The organism is Bacillus cereus group sp. RP37 (assembly GCF_040459695.1).
In the GTDB taxonomy this organism is placed as follows: Bacteria; Bacillota; Bacilli; order Bacillales; family Bacillaceae_G; genus Bacillus_A.
Genome location: NZ_JARVHP010000001.1, coordinates 2,485,841 through 2,507,144 on the forward strand (window position 1 = coordinate 2,485,841; position 21,304 = coordinate 2,507,144).

The window sequence follows — 21,304 nt, forward strand, 5'->3', positions numbered from 1 at the left end:
TGTAATATGTTACAGTGCACCAGGTGCAATCCACATATGTGAGGTGAGCCCTTTATCAGCTAAAGCGAGCTGATTGTCATACACAGTTTTCCATGTTTCATAGAACTCTTTATATAGTTCGTGATTTTCAGTAATTGGCTCGAATGTGTTTTCCCACTGTACAAACTGTTCAGCAGTTTCTTCCATAGAGGAATATATGCCAGCGCCAACTCCAGCAGCAATCGCAGTTCCTAGAGCAGCTGCTTCTTTCACAACTGGTACTTTTACAGGAATTCCAAGTACGTCTGAAAGAATTTGTGGCCATAGTTTTCCTTTAGCAGCACCGCCAGCAAAAACGACTTCAGAAGGGAATGTCCCTGTGAGATTTTCTATTAATTTCAAGTTCCCAAGTGTAACAAAGGCGGCATTTTCTTCAATAGCACGGAACAGTTCTTTTTTTCCGCATTTGTCAGCATCTAAACTTAAATTTAAAAAAGAAGGTGCGGCATGTCGCCAAGAAATGTAGTTCATAACGTTTGAAAAAGTAGGGATAATGCCATGTGAGCCGACAGGTACGTCTTTCGCTTGTTCTTCTAGTAATTCATAAGTATCTACACCGAGTTTGTCAGCGAGTTTCTTTTCTTCTTGGCAAAAAGCATCTCGAAACCAGCGCATAACAAGACCAGGGAAAAAGGCAATTGTTTCATATTGCCATAGGTTAGGAACGACGTGGCAATTTAAGCGAATCGCAGCATGTGGATCCGTTATTGGCTCTGTAATATTCACTTCTTGTTGCCAAAAGCTGCCCCCGCATATTAAAGTTTGATTTGACTTAACAACTCCAGTTCCGAGTGATGCCATTTGAGCATCACCACCGCCGGCAACGACAGGAATTCCTTCACGTAATCCAGTTAAAGCTGCGCACTCTTTTGTAATATTGCCGATAACTGTACCAGCTTCATTTACTGTTGGTAAAAATGGCAAAGTTAGACTGCACTCTTTAGCGATATCGTTATCCCAATTTCTATTTTGTAAATCAAAAATACCGGACGTACATCCGTTTGAAGGATCGATTTGCAGTATGCCGCTTAATTTATATAGAATCCAATCGTTTAGCATCGTAAAAGAATGAATGTTTGTGTATACGTCTGGTTCATGTTTTTTAATCCAAAGTAGGCGAGGTAAAGCGCCTAATGAAAATGTTTGCCCAGACCTTGTATATAACTCTTCTTCAAGTTGTGACCGGATTTCTTTTAGTTCACTAACTTCAGAGGATGCGCGCCCATCAACATTTGCACAAGCCCATATTTCTTGCCCATCTCTATCATATAAAACAAAACCTTCTCGCATACTAGTAGCGCTAATAGCTTGAATAGAAGAGGGAGGTATATTACTTTTTTGCAGAACCTCTTTCGTGCATTGTTGTACGAGCTGCCAGTTTTCTTTTACATCAAAGTTCATAGAGCCTGGGTAACGAGGATCCGTTTTATGAACCCATTCTTTTTGACTTACTGCAATTTGATTACCTAGTAAATCAAAAAGAACAGCTCGAATGCTTCCTGTACCAGCATCGAAAGCTAATAAAGTAGACATTAACAATCACCATCCTTTCGTAATAAGGAGAGGGCAGTTTCCTCATCGGTAATTAAAGTATGAATAAATCTCCCCTTTAAAGCCCCATAAATGGCGTCTATCTTTTCTGTACCTCCAGCAACACCAACGACATGCTTCATTTTGCGCAGAATAGAGAGCGGCGTACCAATAAGGCGGTTGTGATGCGGAAGATGTAATAAATCACCATTCGTATTATAAAACTGTCCTAAAATATCGCCAACACCATTTTGGCTACGAATATACGTCATTTCACGTAGCGTTAATTTTTCTTCTTTTACAATAGTTGCATCTTGAGATAAACCGCCAATACCAACAATTGCCGTATGAGCAAGCGAAGCGACATGAAGCATATCTTTTACACTCGGCTCTGATAGAATACTTTGTGCCATTTCGGTTGTAGATGCTAGAAACGGCGTAGGGATAATGTGAAGACAGCCTTGCATGTAGTGTAAATAGTTTTGTTTTCTCGGGAGATAGTGATTTACTCCGCCTGTTAGCGTTACGATTGAAAGATTAATAGAACTTTCGAAATGTATGTTTTCTAGCATTTTGCTAATTGTTTCACCCCAGCCAATACCGAGTAAATCACCATGCTGGAGATGAGTTTCTAAATATTGTGCAGCAGCTTTTCCGAGAGAAGCGTGATAATTGTCTATTGGAGTCGGGATAATAAAAGCATCTTTTAAGTGGAATTTTTTCATTAGGTCACGCTCAATACTTAAACAGTGCAAACCAGTTCCTTTTACGTGAAATGTAACGATGCCTTCACTACGCGCCTTATCTAATAACCGGACGACTTTATTTCTTGAAATATGAAGAAGTGAAGCGATCTCCTGTTGTGTTAATTGATCTTTATAATAGTACCAAGCTACTTTCGTTAATAAATTCTCTTCAAAGTTCAGCTGTGTCATACTCTTCATCCCTTTCAACAATTGACCACTGCTTAAACATATGTGCCGTATATTTTGTTTATTCCAGTTGAAACGATTAATAGTCTGGTGAAAAAAGTGTTCTAGATATGAAAAAAGGAATATACAATGCTACAAAACAAGTAGAACAAATAATCATTTTCTCAAAAAATGTTCTGTATAAAGGCAGGTGACATCATGTGGAGAAAGTGCCCTTATTACAAGTGAAGAAAATGAGTAAGTCATTTTCAAATCAACTTGTACTAAAAGAAGTGAATTTACAAGTAGAGCGTGAAGATATATACGCTTTAGTTGGGGGAAATGGTGCTGGAAAATCAACATTAATGAAAATATTAACGGGGTTATATTCGTATGATAGTGGAGAAATGTATGTAAAAGGAATGAGGCACCAGTTTTCAAATCCGTCAGAAGCACACGGAAAAGGTATTTATTTAATACCACAAGAACCACTCATTTTTCCGCATATGACCATTGAAGAAAATATATGTATCGGACTAAATGGAAAGAAAAAAGAATTAAAAGTAAAGATTCAGCAATTGATTGAAAGTTTAGGGTGGGATATTGACCTTAATGAACTAGGAGGATCACTATCCATTGCGCAGCAACAGCTAGTAGAAATCGTTAGAGGATTAATAAGAGAAGCTGAGATTCTTATTTTAGATGAGCCAACATCGACATTAACAACTCACGAAATGAAGAGTCTTTTTGTGCTGTTGAAAAGTTTGCAAAAAAAAGGAATTGGGATGATATATATTACGCATCGCTTTCCAGAAATTTTTGAAATTGCCAATAAAGTGGCGATATTACGAGATGGAATGATTGTAAGCCAAGGGGATGTATGTGACTATACATATGACATGTTGATGGAGGGGCTATTGCCAAAAGGGTATAAACAAAAAGAGAAAAAAGAAGTAGTTCAAGAGACAGCAAAGACGAAAAAAATATTAGAAGTGATCAATATAAATGGTCACGCATTCGAAAATATATCACTTACTATACATGCTGGTGAGATTGTAGGTATTGCTGGCATTGTTGGATCAGGCAGAACGGAATTAGCAGAAGTGATATTTGGGTTGAAACCTATAAAATCAGGTTCTATTTTATTAGAAGGAAAATCAATTGATTCAAGCTCTTTGCATAAAAGACTAAGCGAAGGACTTGTTTATGTACCAGAGGACAGAGCAAGAAATGGTACTTTCTCAATTGCATCGGTTAAAGAAAATATAACTGCAGCATGTTTACATCAAAATAGTCGTTTTTTCATTAATCAAGAAAAAGAAAGCGCTTTAGTGAAGGCGTATATAGACCAGTTTCGAATTGTCGTTCCGAATATGAATGAAGAACTTGCATCTTTATCAGGAGGTAATCAGCAAAAAGTTGTGCTTGCAAAATATCTTGCGTGTAATCCAAAAATTATTATTCTTGATGAACCGACTCGCGGAATTGATGCGAAAGCAAGGCTTGAAGTATATGAGACGATAGAAAAAATGAAAAGTGAAGGACTCGCAATATTATTAATCTCTTCAGATGTTGAAGAAATTGTTCAATTAGCAAACCGTGTATATGTAATGAGAAATGGGCGATTTGTTTCTCATATGGAAAAAGAACAAGTGAGTGTGAATGAAGTTACACGTCTAGCATACGGAGGTGTAACGGAATGAAACGTATGTATAAAATGCACGAAACAACTATCATACTGTTATTACTAATTTACATTGTCATTGTCGGAATGATAAATCCTAGTTTTGTTCAGTTTAACTCGTTATCTTTAGTAATGAAATCAAGTGTTATTTTAGTCGTTCTAGCAATCGGCCAATCTTTCGTCTTATTTACGAAAAATATAGACGTATCAGTTGGCTCGATTATGGGATTAAGTGCAGCTGTTTGTGGGATGTTGTTAACGGATGGATATAATGCATTCTTGTCAATACTTGCTGCTATTATACTTGGGGCCATTATCGGTTTCGTAAATGGTATTGGAGTTGCGAAGTTTCGGGTACCAGCCATTATTATGACATTAGGTATGTTAGGAATTATTAGAGGTGCGATGTTAATTTTCACAGGCGGGAAGTGGATTGAAGATATTCCAAACGATTTTAAGCAGCTGTCATCTATCGTCATTCTTGGCTTGCCCATAACTGTATGGTTCGTTCTTATTATTTTACTACTACTATATTTCTTTTTAAGGAAAGTACCATACGGAAGATATTTCTATGCAGTAGGTGATAATGAAGATGGTGCGAGACTTATTGGGATACCAGTAAATAAAGTGAAGATCTATGCGTTTATTATATCGGGCATAAGTGCCGGGCTTGCTGGTTGTATATTTGTTATGAATATCGGGTTCGTTCCTAATCAAACGGGTACAGGATTAGAATTACAAGTAATTGCAGCCGCTGTACTTGGAGGAATTCATTTAAAAGGGGGAACAGGATCTATTTTTGGAGCCGCATTAGGAGCATTATTTTTAGAGGCGATAAGCAGTTCACTCGTCTTTTTAAAAATACCAGCATTTTGGAATAATGCTATTTCGGGCTTTTTATTATTACTTATCATCATATTGGATAGTGTTATGAAAAAGTGGAAGGCAGAAAGGAGGATGAATCTATGAAGTATTTTTACAGATGGGAAGGTGTTCTAATTGTATTACTTCTTATAGAATTCATTCTCTTTAGTTTAATCAATAGTGATTTTTTAAACGTTAGTAATCTCTTATTTAGTACAAATGATTTTCTATTTATAGCAATCGCGGCGATACCAATGACTTTTGTTATTGTAACAGGCGGGATTGATGTTTCTGTAGGATCTATTATGGGGCTAACTTCGATTATAATTGGTGTACTTTGGATGAATGGGATACCTATTTTACTAGCAGTTATAATAGCTCTTATAATTAGTTGTTTAGCAGGAGCTTTCAACGGAATCATTATAAAAATGACAGATGTAGAGCCACTTGTCGTTACACTCGGAACGATGTTTTTATACGGAGGAATTGCACTTGTCATTTCAGGAGGGGCAGGTGCTTCTGGATATGAAGGGATAAGTGGTTTACCTGACGTATTTGTACACCTGGCAAACGGTAGTTTTATAGGAATACCGAATTTACTATGGCTACTGATTATAGTAACGATTTTATGCACTGTATTGTTTCACCGCACCATATATGGGCGCCAAGTTAAACTAACAGGTGCGAATGAAAATGCAGCAAAATACACCGGGATTAAAACGAAAAAAGTAGTCATCATCGCTTACATACTTTCTGGGTTAGGAGGTGGATTAGGGGGCGTTTTCTTAACTGCTTATTTCGGTTCTGCACGTGCTGATATAGGAAGTGAAACAATTTTACCAATTATTACGGCAGTCGTATTAGGCGGGACACTAATTACAGGGGGAAAAGGAAGTATTATCGGTACAGTACTCGCTAGTATTTTCATTGGACTTATGCAGTACGGTCTACAAATGACAGGTTTAACAAATGAACAATCCAACGTAGTAATTGGTATTATTCTTATTCTTTCAGTTATTATGCGACATTTCAAATTACATCAATTCACAATGGGGAAAAGAAGGAATTTGCATAAGGAGGAAATGTCATGAAGAGAAAACTGGGGATTGTATTCATTGTATGCATTTGTTTAATTGGTTTAATAGCTTGTTCTAGTCAGACGGCAGATAAGAAAAAAGCGGATGATGTGAAATTTGCATTTATCCCGAAATTAACTGGAGTTGGCTTCTTTACATCAGGTGGTGAAGGAGCAAAAGAGATGGGGGATAAGCTAGGTGTCCAAGTAAAATATGATGGACCATCTGAAGCGAGTGTTTCGGGGCAAGTAAAATATATAAACAATTTCATTAACCAAAATTATGATGCACTTATGGTTTCTTCTACGTCAGTAGATGGTCTATCCCAATCATTACAACGTGCTAAGAAAAAAGGAATGACTGTTTTAACGTGGGATTCTGATGTGAATCCGAAAGATCGTTCATTTTATATAAGCCAAGGAACACCAGACCAACTTGCTAACTTATTAATTGAAATGACTTCAAAGCAAATTGGAGATAAAGGAAAAGTAGCATTATTTTATTCTAGCCCAACAGTAACAGATCAAAACCAATGGGTAACGAAAGCGAAAGAAATTATTAAAAAGAAATATCCGAATTGGGAAATTGTAACGACGCAGTACGGTGAAAATAATGCGCAAAAGTCTTTATCTGTAGGAGAGAACATTTTAAAAACGTATCCAGATATTAATGCAGTCATTTGTCCAGATGCAACGGCACTTCCGGCGATGGCACAAGCAGCTGAAAACTTAAAAATGGATAAAAAAGTCGTTGTAACAGGGTTTTCTACACCGAATGTTATGCGTGATTATGTAAAACGAGGAACAGTACAGCAATTCGGATTATGGGATGTAAAACAACAAGGTGCACTCGCAACGTATGTAGCAAATGAAATAGTAGTAAAAGGAAAGAAGTTAAAAGTAGGGGATAGCTTTGAAGTAGAAGGAATCGGAAAAGTGAAAGTAGAGCCAAACTCTATTCAAGGATATGATTATGAGGCAGAAGGAAACGGAATTATCGTACTACCAGAACGAGTTGTATTTACAAAGGATAATATTGATAAATATAATTTCTAGTAACGAAAAAACGTCCGAATATATCGGACGTTTTTTAATTTCTTCTTTAATTATGAACCGTTTCTTTTTCATTTAATCCAAGGGTACGACCTGTAGAAGTGTGAAGGTCTTGGAATAATCTTGGATTTTCTGTTAATGAAATGCCGTAAGAAGGAATCATTTCTTTTATTTTTCCTTCCCATTCTACCATTCGGCTTGGGAAACATTTTTCTAATACTTCAAGCATGACGTGAACGGCAGTAGAAGCACCCGGTGATGCACCTAGTAACGCCGCGATTGATCCATCAGCCGCACTAACAACTTCTGTACCGAATTGAAGTGTTCCTTTACCGCCAGCATCAGTATCTTTAATTACTTGTACACGCTGACCAGCAACTACAATATCCCAATCTTCACTTTTCGCGTTCGGAATGAATTCGCGTAATTCTTCCATACGTTTTTCGTGTGATAACATAACTTGCTGAATTAAGTATTTTGTTAATCCCATTTCTTTTACACCAGCAGCTAACATCGTTAAGACGTTATTCGGTTTTACAGAACCTATTAAATCAAGGTTTGAGCCAGTTTTTAAGAACTTAGGAGAGAACCCTGCGAACGGTCCGAATAGTAAAGCTTTTTTATTGTCTATATATCTCGTATCAAGGTGAGGTACAGACATAGGCGGAGCGCCAACTTTAGCTTTACCGTATACTTTTGCATGATGTTGCTCTACAACTTTTTGGTTTTTACATACCATAAATAGTCCACTTACTGGGAATCCACCAATATGTTTTGATTCAGGAATGCCAGTCTTTTGTAGTAGAGGTAGACTACCGCCACCGCCGCCAATAAAGACGAATTTTGCAGTATGATGCTCAATTTTACCACTATTCATATCGTGTACTTTTACTTCCCACAAACCATTCTTCGTGCGTTTAATATTTTCGACACTATGTTTGTAGTTTAGCTCGACATTTTTCGTTTGTAAGTAATCAAACAACATACGTGTTAATGCACCGAAGTTAACATCTGTTCCAGAGTCAATCTTCGTTGCAGCCATCGGTTCGTTTGGTGTACGACCATCCATAATGAGTGGAAGCCATTTTTTTAATGTTTCAGGAGCATCGGAAAATTCCATACCTTGAAACAGTGGATTTTTTGAAAGCGCTTCAAAACGGTTTTTTAGAAACTCAACATTTTTTTCACCTTGTACTAAACTCATATGAGGTAGAGGCATAATAAAATCTTGTGGATTACGAATTAATTTGCTTTTTACAAGATATGCCCAAAATTGTCTTGAAAGCTGGAATTGCTCATTCACTTTTACAGCTTTACCAATATCTATAGATCCGTCAGATTTTTCGGAAGTATAGTTCAGTTCGCATAGCGCAGAATGCCCTGTACCTGCATTATTCCATTCATTAGAGCTTTCTTCCCCGGCACTAGCGAGTTTTTCAAAAACTTTAATTTCCCATTCTGGTGCTAATTCTTTTAGTAATGAGCCTAGCGTTGCACTCATAATTCCTGCACCAATTAAGATAACGTCTGTTTTTTGCTGCATGTTGCTCATGATAATCTCTCCATCCCCTATATTGGCAAAAAAGAGTAGGTGTTTTTTATATCTAAGCCGTAAATTGAAAACACCGCCTAGGCCCCACCTAGGTGTATACCTTTTTTGTCTCAATTATATAACCATCTCATACTCTATTATAATAATTAATAGACTAAAATATCTAGTGTTATCTGATAATTTTAAACTATTTAACGTTTTATTTGCCAAAATTCCTATTTAACAAGCACTTTTCAGTTTAAGAATAGAAAAAAATCACAGTTTGAAATTATCTCGAAAAAGCTTACGTATCGTAAAGTAGGTAGAATGGTTACCTTTTTATGGAATTTATGTTCTTTTAATAGTAAGATTATTCTGTAAGATGATAAAGGGGGATACTAATGCGTACACAAGAACAAATCGCAAACTTATTTCGAAATTTTTCAATAAAGGAATGTAAAGGGTCAAGTGACTTATACGAATACTTATCAATAAAAATTGCTGAAGATGAGGAAGTACTTACACTATCTTCCTACGCTCAAGTAGGCCAACCAGTTCCAAACTTATTATTAGGTGCAGCACATTATTTATTACTAGCAGGGAAAGAACATCCTTTTAAAACGTATTATAGTAGTTTAGTTGAAAATGCGAATACAAATTTAGATAAAGCTTTCGATCACTTTAAAGACTTTTGTAAAGAGTACCGAGAAGAAATCATTACTTTATTACAAACAAAACTTGTTCAAACGAATGAAGTAAGGCGATGTGCGTATTTATACCCAAGCTTCTGTTACATATTTAATAAAGTGAACAAACCGTTAGTGTTAATCGAAATTGGTACAAGTTCTGGATTACAACTGTTCTGGGATCAATATAGCTATTCGTACGGAACAGATGAAACATACGGAAATATAAATTCAAATGTACATTTAACTTCTGAAATAAGAGGGGAAAATGTACCCCAATTTCTAAAAGTAAGTCCACCTGTCGTTGAAAGAATTGGGCTTGATTTACATGTGAATGATTTACATAATGAGGAAGATTATTTATGGCTACGTGCACTAATTTGGCCAGAGCATAAAGAAAGACTTGAAATGTTTGACCAAGCAGCATCTTTAGTAAAAAAAGAATCTGTCGAGTTAATAGAAGGAGACGGTGTAGAGCTGCTGCCATCTATCATTGAACAAATAAGTGAAGATGCTGTAATCTGTATTTTCCATACACATGTCGCAAATCAAATTCCTGAACAAGTAAAACATAAGTTAGAAAAACAAATACAAGAAATCGGTGCAAAACGTAATGTATTCCACCTTTATAACAACATGTGGGACCGGGACCTTCATATTGATTATTATATTAACGGAAACGAATATCGTGAAACGGTTGGGGAAACGGAAGGGCATGGGAGATGGTTTAGTTGGAAGATTGGAGATCGGACTTTATGCTAAAGAAAACCTAACAATTATGAGTTTTGTCACCAATATTCGTAATAAAAACAGTTGACAGAAGGAAATCCGTCAACTGTTTTTTCTTGTTATTAATCTTATTATGTATTCGATGTAAACATTAAATATTTTCCTGCTGCACGTTGCAAATAGCCTATGAGATAATCTTCTTCCTAAAAGAAGTTAAAGAAAGTGGCTTGTTAAAATATTCCTAGTGTCAAAAAAGAACCCACAAGTTATTCAGCTATATTACTAGTTCAAGAAATTATTACTTCAAACGGAAAAACCAAAGGAAAGTAAATGTTTAAAATGAATATATAATACATGCGAGAACGAGCACAATTTGATAGGGGGCTTCCAAATGCATATGGACGAACGAATGAATTGGCAGGTAACTAGTCAGGCTCTTCAGGTAATGAATAACGGAATTGCTATTATAAACCATGATGGTATCATCACATATAGTAACAAACTATTCTGTAGCATGTTACATAAAAAAGAAAATGAAGTAATAGGTGAGCATATATCAACGATTATTCCTAATCGTAAAAAGTTAGTAGTGAATCAAAATGATAGTTTGTACAGGTATGAGTGTAGGAGTGGCAACCGAGTTTTAATTGTGAATGAATCTCATGTATATAAGAATAAGACAGAATATGGATCAATTGCCATTCTGGAAAGCAAGGGAAAAAGTATACAGTCTTTGGAAAGCATCATAAGTCGATATGAAAGTGCCTTAAATTTACTGTCTGAGTGCATTTTAGGTGTAAATGAACAAGGAATTGTCAATTTTTTAAGTGGTTCGTATGCACAATTTTTAGGGATTGATGATCCGAAGGAAGCGATTGGTAAGCATTGTACGGAGGTTGTTGAGAATACGAGGATGCATATTATCGTAAAGACGGGACAGATGGAAATTGGGCATATCCAGCGTATAAGTAATCGGAATATAATCGCAACGCGCATACCTATCATTAAGGAAGGTAAGATTATTGGAGCAATTGGTAAAATTATGTTTCATGATATACAGCAGTTTAAAGCTTTGGGAGATCAAATTAGTGAAATGGAATCGAAGTTATCTTACTATCAAACAGAATTACAGCGGCTACAAGAAGGGCGACTTTCCTTTCAAAGCATTATAGGAGAGAGTGCAAAAATGAAAGAAGTCAAAATGATGGCTTTGAAGGTTTCTAAAAGTCGGTCTACCGTTTTGATAAGAGGAGAGAGTGGTACAGGAAAAGAGCTATTTGCACATGCGGTACATCGTGCAAGTCCGCGTGCTAGTGATACATTTATTCGATTAAATTGTGCTGCGATTCCAAAGGATCTTTTGGAGGCTGAATTATTTGGATACGAAGACGGGGCTTTTACAGGAGCGAAAAAAGGTGGTAAGCCTGGGAAAATTGAGTTAGCGGATAAGGGAACGTTATTTTTAGATGAAATTGGTGATATGTCTTTGGACATGCAGGTGAAGTTGCTTCGTGTATTGCAAGAGAAAGAGATTGAAAGAATTGGAGGTACGAAAATTCAAAAGGTTGATGTTCGTTTCATTGCGGCGACACATAGAAATCTCCGTGAAATGGTGCAAAGAGGGGAGTTCAGAGAGGATTTATATTATAGGTTGAATGTGTTTGAAATCGATATTCCTCCATTACGAGATAGAAAAGAAGATATGATACATATAACGGAATTTTTAATTAAGAAATTGAATGGTGAGCTAGGTAGTAACGTTATTTCATTGGATGAGAGAGTTAGAGATATATTCATGGAGCATGATTGGCCAGGGAATATTAGGGAGCTAGAAAATGTGTTAGAACGAGCGATGAATGTTATAGAAGGAATGATTATTCAAGTGTATCACCTTCCTGCCTATTTACGGAAAAAAAATTTGGAAGAGGAGTTAAACCATGAAATATTTACGATGGACCAAGAGAAGCATGAGACGAGTTATTTACTTCAGGCGGAAGTGGAATCCGCTGAAAAACGTGCGATTACGAGAGCTTTGGAAAAAACAGCTGGAAATGTAAAAGAGGCAGCCGAGCTTTTAGGGATTCATCGGGCTAGCTTATATCGAAAAATAGAAAAATACGAAATGTCATGAAGGAAAGTAAAGGGCAAACAGGCCCTTTTTTTGTTTGTAATAATAACACTGTCTCTTTTTTGCGACATTTTCTTATAGATGCGACATGGTTGCTAATATTTGTAGCGCAAATGCGACATATGAGATTGGACAAGTAAGGGAGATTACGAAGGAATAAGGGAATAAGGAAGGAGTCGATTTTTGGCATGTTTCTTGCTATATAAATAAAAAGGCTTATAGCAGGAAGGGGATGGAATTCAATGTTGGAAAATCAAAGCTTACCGCATTTTATTATGCAAAGTATCGAAAAAACACCAAGTAAAGTGTATTTACAATTTGAAGAACAAAGGGTTACATATGAGGAGCTATATCATCGAATTACAAGAGCCATAGCGGGATTTTGTGAACTCGGTATTCAAAAAGGAGATAAGGTTTGTATTATGCTTCATAATACTCCTGAATATCTGGATGTATGGTTTGCTTTATCTTTTATGGGAGCAATCGCGGTGCCTCTGAATGTGCATTTAAAAGGAGAAGGTTTGCAGTATATTGTATCTCACTCTGATTGTAAGTTAATTATCGTTGATAAGGAATTTGTTCCTCAAATTGTCTCTTGTTTGTCATTTATACATAGGGACATCCAAATTGTTGCTTACGGAAAAAATGAAAGCGCGATCATTGAAGGCGATGGTAAAGAGCGGTTAGTAATGGAATTGAAAGATGTACTAAATACAAATAACCATCACCTTCCAACTGAATTTATTTCCGCCACTTCTATTAACAGTATCCTTTATACCTCAGGAACGACTGGATTACCTAAAGGAGTCATGTTAAGTCATGCTGCCTATGTAAATTCTGCGAAGTCATTTGCTAACTATATGGTTGGCGCAAGTTCAAAAGATGTCTTATTTACAGCGCTGCCGTTATTTCATATAAATGCCCAGGCTCATACAGTACTCGGAGCTATTTCTTCTAATGCGACGATCGCTCTTGGTAAACGGTTTAGTGCTTCTAGATTTTGGAGTGAAATTCGCAGTCATGGCGCAACCATTTTTAATTCTTTAGGATCTATGATTCCTATTCTCTGCAAACAGCCAGAAAAGGAAGATGATAATGACAATTTAGTAAGGGTGACGGCTTGTGCTGCTACTCCTAAGGAATTTTGGAAGCCTTTTGAGGAGAGATTTGGCGTTCGAATTGTGGAAGGCTACGGATTAACGGAAACAACGGGTTTTTGTGTAACGAATCCACTTCATGCCAATAAGCCACCTTCTATTGGAAAACCATATTCTTACGTAGAGACGAAGATTGTCAATGAGGATGGAAATGAAGCGCGGACGGGTGAGATTGGAGAGATTTTTATTCGTTCCTTACAGGGACAAGCATTCATGGAAGGTTATTATAAAATGCTTGATAAAACAGAGGAGGCGATGAAGGAGGGATGGTTCCATACAGGAGATCGCGGTTATCTAGATGAGGAAGGTTACTTATATTTTAGCGATCGAATCAAACAGTGTATCCGGAGGCGTGGAGAAAATATCTCCTCTTGGGAAATCGAAAAAGTTGTGAATAATCACCCGAAAGTACTTGAATCAGCGGCCATCGGTGTCCCGTCAGAAGTGGGAGAAGAGGATGTCAAATTATATGTGATTGTAAAGAAAGATGAAACGATGTCCCATGAAGAGATTATAGATTGGTGTCAAGAACGTATGGCTTACTTTATGGTACCTCGATATGTTCAGTTCAGTGAAACTTTCCCAAAAACTGCGACGGAACGGATTCAAAAATTCAAGCTGCAGGAGGAAGGCATCGGCAGCGCTTGGGATCGCGAACAGGTCGGTTATGTAATTAAAAGAACGAGTTGATGTGCTGATTCTACCTCATTATATATCGGAAAGAAGGGATTGAATTGGAAAATAAGCATGTTGTTACATGGTCCAAAGAAAATGGAATCGCAACGATTATCATTGATAATCCACCTGTGAATGTACTAAGCGATGCGGTGGTAGAGCAACTGACGGTAGTGGTCCATGAAATTGAACGGGATGATGAAGTAATTGTTGTACTTCTAACTGGCGCTGGAGAAAAGGCCTTCGTTGCAGGAGGGGACATTAAATCGTTTCCGGAATGGATTGGGAAAGGGAGTGAATATGCGGAGGGAAAATCATTGTGGCTCCAGAATCCGTTAAATAAAATAGAAAAATTGCCAAAGCCGGTAATCGCTGCTATTAACGGATTAGCGCTTGGGGGCGGGTGTGAATTAGCTTTATCGTGTGATTTACGGATTATAGAAGAACATGCCCAAATCGGGCTTCCGGAAGTGAAATTAGGTTTGTTTCCAGGTGCAGGAGGAACGCAACGTTTGCCTCGATTAATAGGAACTGCAAGTGCGAAGGAAATGATGTTTACTGGTGAAGCACTCACTGCTGAAGTAGCTTGGCGGGTTGGTTTGGTGAATCATGTTGTTCCGCGTGGCGAATCGCTGGATAAGGCGAAGGAACTAGCTGTGAAGATGGCTCGATTCTCTCTTCCTGCATTATCTTTGATGAAGCAATCTATCGATAAGGGGCTATCTTCTTCTCTTGAGGAAGGGTTAAAAATAGAAGCTGAAAATTTCGGACATGTGTTTCAAACGAGTGATGTAAGAGAGGGAGTGGAGGCCTTTATAGAAAAGAGGATACCAATCTTTCATCATAAATAAAAAGCTATAAATATAATAATATGCAAAAAGTAATGCCTGCCTCTGGCAGGCATTACAACAAAATATACAAACAGAAAAGGATACAAAAATAAAAAATCCGTATTATTGAGGGGGATTGGGGTTATGGATTTATTGATTGTATTGTTAGCGCTTGGCTTGCTTATTTTTGTGGCTTACCGAGGTTTCTCAGTCATTTTATTCGCTCCGTTATGTGCGTTGCTCGCTGTGTTTTTAACAGAACCGGCGAATGTTTTACCATTCTTTTCTAATGTTTTTATGGCGAAGATGGTCGGATTCATAAAATTATATTTTCCTGTATTTTTGCTTGGAGCGATATTTGGTAAAGTGGTAGAAATCACTGGAATAGCAGAAAAAATCGCGAAAATTATTATCCGTTTTATCGGTGTGAAAAGAGCGATTCTTTCCATCGTATTAATGGGAGCGATTCTTACATACAGTGGTGTCAGCTTATTTGTCGCAGTATTTGCGATTTATCCATTTGCGGCGCAATTATTTCGTGAGGCGGAAATTCCGAAACGTCTTATTCCAGCGACAATCGCATTCAGCGCATTTACGTTTTCGATGGATTCACTTCCTGGATCACCTCAAATCCAAAATGTTATTCCAACTACGTTCTTTAAAACAGATATTTATGCCGCTCCTACATTAGGAATTATCGGAGCACTATTTATCTTTATATGTGGCATGTTGTATTTGGAAAGATGTAGGAAGAAGGCTGCTGCTAAGGGCGAAGGGTACTTCGGAAAAGGCGATGCTACTTCTGAGATGGCTGCTACAACTAGCGCGCAATTGGTGCAAAATCCGATTGCTTCCAGCGATGTAATTCCAGCTAGTTACTGGATAGCATTTCTTCCGCTTGTACTGGTTGGAGTGATGAATAAAGTCTTTACAGAATTCATTCCTGTTTGGTATACAAAGGGATTTGACTTTGCATCCATAGGTTTGAAGGAGTACGGAACAATTGATATGGGACAAGTCGTGGGGATTTGGTCAGTGGAAATGGCACTTCTTATTGGAATATTATCTGCTATATTATTAAACTTCCAAGCGGTAAAAGAGCATTTTCAATCAATTACAAGCGTTGGTGTGAGTGGTTCAATCTTAGCAGCTATGAACACTGCAGCCGAGTATGGATTTGGTGCCGTTATAGCAGCTTTGCCTGGATTTGTCATGATTCAAAACTATTTAACGGGGACTTTCTCAAATCCTTTAATTAGTGGAGCAGTCATGACGAATATATTGTGCGGGCTGACGGGATCAGGCTCGGGTGGAATGAGTATTACATTAGGTTTGATGGCAGAAAAATATATTGAAGCGGCAACAAACTTTGATATTCCGTTAGATGTGCTGCATCGTGTGATTGCAATGGCGGCAGGAGGTATGGATACTTTACCTCATAACGGAGCAGTTATAACTTTACTTGCAGTTACAGGATTAACGCACAGGGAAGCTTATAAAGAGATATTTGGTATTACGATAATTAAGACACTTGCCGTATTCTTCGTTGTTGGTGTGTATATGATGTTTTCTATTGTATAGTAGGGAGCTTGATATTCAGTTAAAAAGAACGTATCTATCAATTAATTATGAATAAAAGTAATCAAAAATAGCCATCATGTTATGTAACGATGGCTAAGAGAAAAAGGCAATACTACTAGTGGTCGAGAAGTAGTATTGCCTTTTATTTAGTTAAATATATGTACTCAAAATCTCCCCAGGCAATCCATCAATCTCATAAACTTTCTCAGATGTAAAACCTATATTTGTTAAAATTTTGCGAGAAGGGATATTGTTTGGATCGATTATTGCTTTTAGTACGTTTACATCTGTCTGCTTCGCAATATTCATTAATTCATTTGCAATTCTGCCACCATATCTTTTTCCCCAGTGCTCTGGCAAAATCATATATCCAATTTCAGCTTCTTTAACATAATCCTCGTTTACCGTAACATGTAAAAGACAAACATATTCATTTGTAATAGAATCATACACTTTATAGGAGCTGAATAGTTGATGGTTTTCATTGCGCTTTAACAGCCTTGTAACGTCATTTTGTGCTGCGTCTAACGGAATAGCGCGTTCGGTAATTTGCGCCAGTACTTCTTTATTTGATATGGGTTGAAAATATAAATTAAAATCTATTTCTTCAAATTTAGCTTTTGCATAATATTCCTCCAAACTAATTTTTAATTGTTCTTCAGAAAAGATTAATGATAAGTAAATCATAATTTCAATTATAAAATGATTGATAAAGTGAATTGTTAATTTTTGATCGATGCCGTACATACAATATGTAATTAAGTACGTGTACTATGGAGCGAATACAGAAAAGGGTGAATGAAGCATATGAATTCATTTGAGCAAATGATGTACGTTGGTGTCATTATGTCTATTGTATTATCCGTAATGATTTTAGGATCTTTATATTATAATCCTCGTCTTTCGTTAACTGATTATCCGAAAGATATTCAAAAGGTAGTTTTTCCAAAATCGATTCATGAAAAAAAGCAAACGATTTACTTTAATGTCGTATATAATGCTATTCTTTTCGGTACTCCTTTCGTTTCTACATATATACTACATAAACATGGAAAATTATTATTTATTGATGCCTATTTACATACTTTTGGTATTTTAATGATTTTTAATGTAGTAGATTTGTTTATACTTGATTGGCTAATCTTTTGCTGGATTACCCCAAGATTTGTTGTGATTCCTAGTACAGAAGGCATGAAGGAATACAAAGATTATAAGTTTCATTTAAGAGGGGCTATAGTCGGCACAAAATTTTTAGCAATCGTAAGTTTGTTTTTAGCGGGACTTGCGACAACTATGTAGCATAAAAAGTATTGTTTCATTTTGTTTGGATAGAAGAATTCTAGGTGACTTTTAACATGTTTTTAGTTTTTATAATACAGTCTCATAAATATTAATATATGTTATATAGATTGAAAATTTATTTTATAAAAAGGGGAAGTGTTATGAAGGAAACAAATGAATCTTCAGGCATTGATTTGAAAAAAGGTGTAAAGTTTTCTATTATAATCCCTGCGCATAATGAAGAAAAGTACATTGGAAAATGTTTAGATTCAATTTCAAAGGCAGCGGAAGCATATAAAGGTCAAACTGAAGTGATAGTGGTTTTAAATCGTTGTACAGATAAAACAGAGGAAATCGCAAAGGAGTATAACTGTATTACATTAAAAAATGATGATAAAAATTTATCTAAAATCCGAAATGCAGGGGCCATGATAGCTACTGGGGAAATAATCATTACTATAGATGCTGATACCCAAATGACAGAGTCTTTTTTGTCTAACGTAGACAAATATTTAGTTTCAGGTAAATATATTGGCGGTGGGGTAACTGGAAAGTTTGAAAGAATATCTTTAGGAATAATTGTTTCCGCACTGTTAATTATAATTCCAATATTTTTTAAGTATGGGGCTATATCTGTCGGGATTTTTTGGTGCTATAGAAAAGACTTTATGGCGATTAATGGATTTAATGAAAATATGCTTATGGCAGAAGATGCAGATTTTGCAAACAGGTTAAAAGAATGGGGAAAACAAAAAAATAAGAAATTCGGTACAATAAAAAATGGAATGATAACTTCGTGCAGAAGATTTGATACATATGGGGATTGGACTTTAGTTAAAAATCCAAAAATTATCTTAGCATATCTAAAAGGAAATGATAAAAAATATGCAGATAAAACCTATTATGATAATCAAGAAAGATAACTGTAGAAATTCTTAAACACATTATTAATAAATGAATTAGTGAAATAAAATAGACTAATAGAAATTAGTTTACTTTCAAATTATTTAAAATTGTTTTTTATGTATTATGAAGACGAATGCCCCTGAAATTTTGCATGAATGGTGGCTAGATATATTCGAAATATATCGCTAGAAACAAAGAAGATGTAACAAATAGTTTTTCCTCTAAAAAGATCACGTCATTTTATATAAGATGACGTGATTTTTTATTTATAGAATAACATATAAATTTGATATTTTTGAAGAAAAAGGATATTTTGAACAACGATATATTAAGTAATATTAATGTATTGTTACAAAAGTTTTAATATTATGTGAAAGTACCTGATTTTATGGAAGCATTTGATATAATAGAAGTCAAAAAAATGTAATGGAGGATAATATGAAAAAAATAATTGGCGCAGCAACAGCAACAGTTTTTGGATTGGGGGCTTTTACCACATCTGCAACTGCAGAAACAATCGTAACAGCGGATATACTCAACGTACGTGAAAAGCCAACTACAGAATCAAAAGTTGTCAAAAAAGTAAAGGAAGGACAAAAGTTAAAAGTTATACATACGGAAGAAGGATGGTCAAAAATTGATTTAAATGGTAAAGAAGTATTTGTAAGTGCGGAGTTTACAAAAGATGTGTATCACGTAACAGCGAATTTGTTGAATGTCCGTTCTGATGCAAATACAGAATCAGAAATTCTTGGCAGACTGAAAAAAGATGATGTCATTGAATCAACGCATCAAGTAAAAGACGGATGGCTGCAATTTGAGTATAAAGGAAAAACAGCCTATGCGAATGTTTCTTTCTTATCAAGTACAGCACCAGTTGAAAAAAAGGCTGACGAGAAAACGAAGCAAGTAGCAAAAGTACAAAAAACGGTAAAAGCTAAGGAAGAAGCTAAAACACAGCAGGTAGCAAAAGTAAAGGCTAAAGAAGCAACAAAAGTGCAGGAAGAAGTGAAAGCACAGGAAGAAGCGAAAGTCCAAGAAGTAGTAAAGCCTAAAGAAGAAGCGAAAGTCCAAGAAGTAGTAAAGCCTAAAGAAGAAGTGAAAGTCCAAGAAGTAGTAAAGCCTAAGGAAGAAGCGAAAGTCCAAGAAATAGCAAAGCCTAAGGAGGAAGCGAAAGTCCAAGAAGTAGTAAAACCTAAGGAAGAAGTGAAAGTCCAAGAAGTAGTAAAGCCTAAGGAAGAAGCGAAAGTCCAAGAAGTAGTAAAACCTAAGGAAGAAGCGAAAGTCCAAGAAATAGCAAAGGCTAAGGAAGAAGCGAAAGTCCAAGAAGTAGCAAAGGCTAAAGAAGAAGAGAAAGCAAGAGAAATAGCAAAGGCTAAGGAAGAAGAGAAAGCAAGAGAAATAGCAAAGGCTAAGGAAGAAGAGAAAGCAAGAGAAATAGCAAAGGCTAAGGAAGAAGAGAAAGCAAGAGAAATAGCAAAGGCTAAGGAAGAAGAGAAAGCAAGAGAAATAGCAAAGGCTAAGGAAGAAGAGAAAGCAAGAGAAATAGCAAAGGCTAAGGAAGAAGAGAAAGCAAGAGAAATAGCAAAGGCTAAGGAAGAAGAGAAAGCAAGAGAAATAGCCAAAGCTAAGGAAGAAGCAAAAGCAAAAGAAGAATCTAAAAATAACATACAGTCTGCTAAACGTGAATTAACGGTAGTAGCGACAGCATATACTGCTGATCCAAGTGAGAATGGTACATATGGTGGACGCGTTTTAACTGCGATGGGGCATGATTTAACGTCAAATCCGAATATGAGAATTATCGCAGTAGATCCGAAAGTAATTCCATTAGGATCTAAAGTATGGGTAGAAGGTTATGGAGAAGCTATAGCTGGTGATACTGGAAGCGCAATTAAAGGTAATCGTATTGATGTATTAATGGGTTCAAAAAGTAAAGCGATGAATTGGGGAAGACAAACTGTTAAAGTGAAAATTTTATAGTAACTATAATGATCCAAATAGAAGTCAGTTCTCTTTATTGAGGCTGGCTTTTATTTTTGGATCACAACATCAGTAAGAATCGCATCAAATATATCTTTTTGCGTGAAGTTATCTGTAAAAATAGCTTCTCTGGTAACTTCAATTGTATCGTGCGGATTATACCATTTTTCTAGGGAATCCTCACCAAATTCATTTCGTTTATCCCTTGTGTTATGTCGTCGAATCGTTTCTTTTAACGATAAATCAAAGTAATATGTATAGACGTTTCCTTCGAAAAAATGTATTAATTTTTTCAGCATATCACCGTATCTACGACTGTTTAAAATGCCTTCTAAAATAACAAATTTACATTTTCCTTTTCCGTACTTTGTAATTTCAAATAGTAAATCATGTGATAAATTCCCCATCGTATCGTGTACTCTAAGCATATCTCTACGTACAACATCCTGTGATACTAAAAGTGTACCTTGTCCGAAATGTTCTTGTAATTGCTTTGCGATTGTTGTTTTACCACTTGCGGAGTTGCCTCTAAGAATGATTAAAGTTGATTTAAGTATAGGATTAGACATAATGTATTCCCCCAGCGTGAATGAGTATATAGAAAATTTTAACAAATAAAGTGCGAAAAGTGTATAATTAATAGGATTGAAATAAAAAGGTG

The 21,304-nt window shown here is 36.2% G+C and carries 17 protein-coding genes; 12 read left to right on the forward strand and 5 right to left on the reverse strand.

Annotated features, from left to right (window positions below; all coding sequences use genetic code 11):
* Positions 1 to 9: 9 nt before the first annotated feature.
* A complete protein-coding gene (gene lsrK / locus QCI44_RS13245) occupies positions 10 to 1,572 on the reverse strand; it encodes an autoinducer-2 kinase (RefSeq protein ID WP_016134767.1) in 1,563 nt (520 codons plus the stop codon).
* Positions 1,572 to 2,504, reverse strand: coding sequence for a sugar-binding transcriptional regulator (locus QCI44_RS13250; protein WP_016087401.1), 933 nt, complete (start codon positions 2,502 to 2,504; stop codon positions 1,572 to 1,574). The genes lsrK and QCI44_RS13250 overlap by 1 nt, the downstream gene beginning before the upstream one ends.
* Before the next feature lie 197 nt (positions 2,505 to 2,701).
* Between QCI44_RS13250 and QCI44_RS13255 the strand changes: the two genes are divergently transcribed.
* The 4 genes from QCI44_RS13255 to lsrB are packed head-to-tail and all read left to right on the forward strand — an operon-like array spanning position 2,702 to position 7,159.
* Positions 2,702 to 4,183, forward strand: a complete 1,482-nt coding sequence (locus QCI44_RS13255) for a sugar ABC transporter ATP-binding protein (protein ID WP_016087402.1) — start codon at positions 2,702 to 2,704, stop codon at positions 4,181 to 4,183.
* Positions 4,180 to 5,133, forward strand: coding sequence for an ABC transporter permease subunit (locus QCI44_RS13260; RefSeq protein WP_016134764.1), 954 nt, complete (start codon positions 4,180 to 4,182; stop codon positions 5,131 to 5,133). Before QCI44_RS13255 ends, QCI44_RS13260 begins: the two co-directional genes overlap by 4 nt.
* Positions 5,130 to 6,119, forward strand: a complete 990-nt coding sequence (locus tag QCI44_RS13265; protein WP_016087404.1) for an ABC transporter permease — start codon at positions 5,130 to 5,132, stop codon at positions 6,117 to 6,119. Before QCI44_RS13260 ends, QCI44_RS13265 begins: the two co-directional genes overlap by 4 nt.
* A complete protein-coding gene (lsrB, locus tag QCI44_RS13270; RefSeq protein WP_353811183.1) occupies positions 6,116 to 7,159 on the forward strand; it encodes an autoinducer 2 ABC transporter substrate-binding protein LsrB in 1,044 nt (347 codons plus the stop codon). Before QCI44_RS13265 ends, lsrB begins: the two co-directional genes overlap by 4 nt.
* A 46-nt stretch (positions 7,160 to 7,205) precedes the next feature.
* Here the strand turns inward: lsrB and QCI44_RS13275 are convergent, their stop codons facing one another.
* On the reverse strand, positions 7,206 to 8,708 hold the full coding sequence (locus QCI44_RS13275; RefSeq protein WP_016087405.1) for a malate:quinone oxidoreductase: 1,503 nt from the start codon (positions 8,706 to 8,708) through the stop codon (positions 7,206 to 7,208).
* A 380-nt stretch (positions 8,709 to 9,088) separates the two neighbouring features.
* Here QCI44_RS13275 and QCI44_RS13280 point away from each other — a divergent pair, with 380 nt between their 5' ends.
* The 5 genes from QCI44_RS13280 to QCI44_RS13300 all read left to right on the forward strand — a co-directional run bounded on the left by QCI44_RS13280 (position 9,089) and on the right by QCI44_RS13300 (position 16,473).
* A complete protein-coding gene (locus QCI44_RS13280; RefSeq protein ID WP_353811184.1) occupies positions 9,089 to 10,135 on the forward strand; it encodes a DUF2332 domain-containing protein in 1,047 nt (348 codons plus the stop codon).
* Positions 10,136 to 10,493: 358 nt separating this feature from the next.
* On the forward strand, positions 10,494 to 12,233 hold the full coding sequence (locus tag QCI44_RS13285) for a sigma-54-dependent Fis family transcriptional regulator (protein WP_016087407.1): 1,740 nt from the start codon (positions 10,494 to 10,496) through the stop codon (positions 12,231 to 12,233).
* Positions 12,234 to 12,472: 239 nt separating this feature from the next.
* Complete coding sequence (locus tag QCI44_RS13290; protein ID WP_016134762.1) at positions 12,473 to 14,077, forward strand: ATP-dependent acyl-CoA ligase; 1,605 nt, start codon at positions 12,473 to 12,475, stop codon at positions 14,075 to 14,077.
* A 44-nt stretch (positions 14,078 to 14,121) separates the two neighbouring features.
* Positions 14,122 to 14,913 carry an enoyl-CoA hydratase gene (locus tag QCI44_RS13295; RefSeq protein WP_016087409.1) on the forward strand — a complete coding sequence of 264 codons (792 nt, stop codon included), beginning with the start codon at positions 14,122 to 14,124 and terminating at the stop codon, positions 14,911 to 14,913.
* 123 nt (positions 14,914 to 15,036) lie between these two features.
* Positions 15,037 to 16,473 (forward strand): GntP family permease, encoded by a 1,437-nt coding sequence (locus QCI44_RS13300; protein WP_016134761.1) that lies wholly within the window; start codon positions 15,037 to 15,039, stop codon positions 16,471 to 16,473.
* A gap of 150 nt (positions 16,474 to 16,623) precedes the next feature.
* Here QCI44_RS13300 and QCI44_RS13305 read toward each other — a convergent pair whose 3' ends face one another.
* Positions 16,624 to 17,220 carry a GNAT family N-acetyltransferase gene (locus tag QCI44_RS13305; RefSeq protein ID WP_016134760.1) on the reverse strand — a complete coding sequence of 199 codons (597 nt, stop codon included), beginning with the start codon at positions 17,218 to 17,220 and terminating at the stop codon, positions 16,624 to 16,626.
* Positions 17,221 to 17,280: 60 nt separating this feature from the next.
* On the opposite strand from QCI44_RS13305, the gene QCI44_RS13310 reads away from it, so the two are divergent.
* From QCI44_RS13310 to entB, 3 genes are all read left to right on the forward strand, one after another.
* Positions 17,281 to 17,772 carry a hypothetical protein gene (locus QCI44_RS13310; protein WP_016134759.1) on the forward strand — a complete coding sequence of 164 codons (492 nt, stop codon included), beginning with the start codon at positions 17,281 to 17,283 and terminating at the stop codon, positions 17,770 to 17,772.
* A gap of 143 nt (positions 17,773 to 17,915) precedes the next feature.
* The gene (locus tag QCI44_RS13315) at positions 17,916 to 18,677 is read left to right on the forward strand and encodes a glycosyltransferase family 2 protein (protein WP_016134758.1); all 762 of its coding nucleotides are present in this window, start codon (positions 17,916 to 17,918) and stop codon (positions 18,675 to 18,677) included.
* Positions 18,678 to 19,098: 421 nt separating this feature from the next.
* A complete protein-coding gene (gene entB, locus QCI44_RS13320) occupies positions 19,099 to 20,643 on the forward strand; it encodes a cell wall-binding protein EntB (RefSeq protein WP_353811185.1) in 1,545 nt (514 codons plus the stop codon).
* Between the two features lie 50 nt (positions 20,644 to 20,693).
* Here the strand turns inward: entB and QCI44_RS13325 are convergent, their stop codons facing one another.
* Positions 20,694 to 21,212, reverse strand: a complete 519-nt coding sequence (locus QCI44_RS13325; protein ID WP_353811186.1) for a kinase — start codon at positions 21,210 to 21,212, stop codon at positions 20,694 to 20,696.
* Between the last annotated feature and the right edge of the window lie 92 nt (positions 21,213 to 21,304).